The following is a 3,377-nucleotide window of genomic DNA, read 5'->3' as shown; positions in this document are numbered from 1 at the left end:
GCTTCGCCTTCGGCACGGCGGCCGTCGCCCTGGCCGTCGCCTCCGGGCTCGTGCTGCTCCAGCATGCGACGGGCTCTTCGAAGACCCGTCGCGCCACCGGCAACGGGCCGGCGGCGGGCGCGGCGGATGCCGCGGCCCACGACTGACACAAGCCAACACACCACGCAACATCACACTGGAAAAGGAGTTCGTCATGAGTGCCCGCTTCACCGACAAGGTCGTTCTCGTCACCGGCGCCGGCGGCGTGCTGGGCCGGACCGCGGCCGTGTCCTTCGCCAAGGAGGGCGCGACCGTCGTCGTGGCCGACGTCAATGAGAACGGCGTCAACGAGACGGTCAAGCTGATCGAGACCGAGGGCGGCAAGGCATCCGGCGTCGTCGTCGATGTCACCAGTTCCGAGAGCGTCAAGGCGATGGTGGACACCGCGGTCTCCCGCTACGGCGGTCTGCACGTCGCCTTCAACAACGCGGGCATCCTCGGCGGCGGCACGCCGGTCGGCGAGCACGACGAGGACGTGTGGAACAAGGTGCTCGCCGTCAACCTCACGGGCGTCTTCCTCGCCCTGAAGCACGAGACCGCGCACATGGCGGCCAACGGCGGCGGTGTCATCGTCAACACCGCCTCCAACCTGGGCGCCCACTGGCGTCTGGCCGGCATGAGCGCCTACTCGACCTCCAAGGCCGGCGTCAGCTTCCTGACCCGTACCGCCGCGCTCGAGTACATCAAGCAGGGCGTACGCATCAACTCCATCAGCCCCGGGCCGATCGACACCCCGATGTCCTACCTCCCGGGCGAGACTCGTGAGCAGCGAGACGCCCGGCTGGCCCCGACCGTGCCGCTGGGCCGGGTCGCCGACCCGCAGGAGGTCGCCAACGCCGTCCTGTGGCTGGCCTCGGAGGAGGCCGGCTACGTCGTCGGGCACGACCACGTGATCGACGGTGGTGCCACCGCCTGACCGCCGCACGGCGTACGGCGCGGTGACGCGTCGCGAGGAGGGGGCCGCGGATGCCGCGGCCCCCTCCTCATGTCTGCCGGCCCCTCCGTCCCACCCTCGGCCCGGTCGCCGGACCTGACGGATTCTCCCGGTTCTGACGCAGCAGCGCGGATCTGATGGGACGCGGCGGACCTGACGATGTACCCGGTATCTGACAATCTCCAGCGTTCCTGATGTTGTATTGCATTCCGCTTTGCTGTCGGATCGTGCGGCAGTGCATTCTTGTTCCGGCAACCGCCCGTGAAAGCACGGACATTGACGCGCCCGCAGGATGTGGCGAATGGCGCCGGCTTCGTAACACAGTGAAACGGAAAGCGAGTCGATGCAGACGCTCAAGGCTACGAGGAAGGCTCGTCCGAGCAGACCCCGGTCGGGCTGGGAGGCGCTGACACCGGCCGAATTGCAAGTGGCACGCCTGGTGGCGATCGGGCTGAGCAACCGTGCCGTGGCCGAAGAGCTGATGGTTTCCCCGCACACGGTCAACACGCATGTGAGAAACGCGTTCCTGAAACTCGGCGTATCCAGCCGAGTCCAGTTGACGCGGCAGGTTCTGCGCCATGAGGCAGATAATTTCTGACCGCCCGCCGACGTTCAATGAAAGGAACTGGATTCTATGTGTGGACTGGCCGGATGGGTGAGTTACGGACGTGATCTGAGGGGGGCGGCCGACGTCGCCTCGGCGATGACCGAAACCATGGTCTGCCGGGGCCCCGACGCGGGCGGTCTGTGGACGTCGGAGCACGCGATACTCGGCCACCGCCGGCTCGCGGTCATCGACCTGGAGGGCGGCCGGCAGCCGATGGCCGCCTCGGACGACGACATCCTCCCGGTCGTCACATACACCGGTGAGGTGTACAACTTCCAGGAGCTGCGGGACGAACTGACCGCGCTGGGACACGCGTTCCGCACGTCCAGCGACACCGAGGTGGTGCTGCGGGCCTACCTGGAGTGGGGAGCCGCGTTCGCCGAACGGCTCAACGGCATCTACGCGTTCGCGATCTGGGACCCGCGCACCGAGGAACTCCTCCTGGTCCGGGACCGGATGGGCGTCAAACCCCTCTACTACTACCCGACCGCGGACGGCGTGATCTTCGGCATCGTCAGCCACGTCGTCGAGCTGGCCGCGGCCAGGGCGCCCTACGGCGTGTACCCGGTCCCGGCGGACGTGGAGAGGCTGGACGCGGACCCGGTGCGCTGCCTGGACGCGGACGCCTCCGAGGCGATGGTCGCCCAGATCGACCAGGCCCACAAGGACGGCGACACGCTCGGCGGCGTGGTGGAGGTGCTGGCGTACGGCGTGCCGGTGGGCCTGGGCTCGCACGTGCACTGGGACCGCCGGCTGGACGCCCGGCTCGCCGCCGCGCTCATGGGCATCCAGGCGATCAAGGGCGTCGAGGTCGGCGACGGCTTCGAGCTGGCCCGGGTGCCCGGCTCCCGGGCCCACGACGAGATCGTCACCACCGACGAGGGCATCAGGCGTGCCACCGGCCGCTCCGGCGGCACCGAGGGCGGGCTGAGCACGGGCGAGCTGCTGCGCGTGCGGGCGGCGATGAAGCCGATCGCGACCGTGCCGCGGGCGCTGAGGACCGTGGACGTGGCCACCGGCGAGGCGGCGCAGGCCCACCACCAGCGCTCCGACGTGTGCGCGGTGCCGGCCGCCGGCATCGTCGCCGAGGCCATGGTGGCCCTCGTCCTGGCCGACGCCGTCGCGGAGAAGTTCGGCGGCGACAGCGTGGCCGAGACCCGCCGCAACGTGCGGGGCTACCTCGACAACCTGGCGATCCGGTGAGCGCCGCACCGGTCGTGGTCCTGGTCGGGCCGATGGGCGTGGGCAAGTCGACCGTCGGGCGGATGCTGGCCGACCGCCTCGGCGCCGCCTACCGGGACACCGACGACGACATCGTGGCCGCACAGGGCCGCAGCGTCGCCGAGATCTTCGTCGACGAGGGCGAGGACGTCTTCCGCGCGGTCGAGAAGGACGCGGTGCGCCGGGCGCTGGCCGAACACGACGGGGTGCTGGCCCTCGGCGGCGGCGCCATCCTGGATGCGGACACCCGCGCGCTGCTCGCCGGACTGCGGGTGGTCTACCTGTCGATGGACGTCGAGGAGGCCGTCAGGCGCACCGGCCTCAACGCGGCCCGGCCGCTGCTCGCGGTCAACCCGCGCAGGCAGTGGCGCGAGCTGATGGAGGCCCGCCGGCACCTGTACGAGGAGGTCGCCACGGCCGTGGTGGCCACCGACGGCCGTACGCCCGAAGAGGTCACCCGAGCCGTTCTGGACGCAGTGGAGTGGAAGGAAGCATGAGCGAGGCAGTGACGCGGGTCCACGTCGGCGGCACCGCGGGCAGCGAACCCTACGACGTACTGGTCGGCCGCCAACTCCT

Annotated in this window: 4 protein-coding genes; all 4 read left to right on the top strand. The window is 70.2% G+C overall.

Annotation, left to right across the window (positions count from 1 at the left end):
• The first annotated feature begins 193 nt into the window (after positions 1-193).
• The 4 genes from RH94_RS00535 to RH94_RS00520 all read left to right on the top strand — a co-directional run bounded on the left by RH94_RS00535 (position 194) and on the right by RH94_RS00520 (position 3,298).
• On the top strand, positions 194-955 hold the full coding sequence (locus tag RH94_RS00535) for an SDR family NAD(P)-dependent oxidoreductase (protein WP_073945708.1): 762 nt from the start codon (positions 194-196) through the stop codon (positions 953-955).
• Positions 956-1,316: 361 nt separating this feature from the next.
• Entirely contained in the window at positions 1,317-1,571 is a 255-nt protein-coding gene (locus RH94_RS00530) for a response regulator transcription factor (RefSeq protein ID WP_073945707.1), read from the top strand.
• A gap of 57 nt (positions 1,572-1,628) precedes the next feature.
• The gene (gene aroC / locus RH94_RS00525; protein WP_158072997.1) at positions 1,629-2,783 is read left to right on the top strand and encodes a chorismate synthase; all 1,155 of its coding nucleotides are present in this window, start codon (positions 1,629-1,631) and stop codon (positions 2,781-2,783) included.
• A 32-nt stretch (positions 2,784-2,815) separates the two neighbouring features.
• A complete protein-coding gene (locus RH94_RS00520; protein WP_107428585.1) occupies positions 2,816-3,298 on the top strand; it encodes a shikimate kinase in 483 nt (160 codons plus the stop codon).
• Positions 3,299-3,377: the final 79 nt, after the last annotated feature.

The organism is Streptomyces kebangsaanensis (assembly GCF_001906585.1).
GTDB lineage: Bacteria > Actinomycetota > Actinomycetes > Streptomycetales > Streptomycetaceae > Streptomyces > Streptomyces kebangsaanensis.
This window is presented reverse-complemented; position numbering and strand designations above follow the sequence as displayed.

Coding starts and splice junctions, on each gene's coding strand:
- RH94_RS00535 (WP_073945708.1), top strand. CDS start 194: ATGAGTGCCCGCTTCACCGACAAGGTCGTTCTCGTCACCGGCGCCGGC.
- RH94_RS00530 (WP_073945707.1), top strand. CDS start 1,317: ATGCAGACGCTCAAGGCTACGAGGAAGGCTCGTCCGAGCAGACCCCGG.
- RH94_RS00520 (WP_107428585.1), top strand. CDS start 2,816: ATGGGCGTGGGCAAGTCGACCGTCGGGCGGATGCTGGCCGACCGCCTC.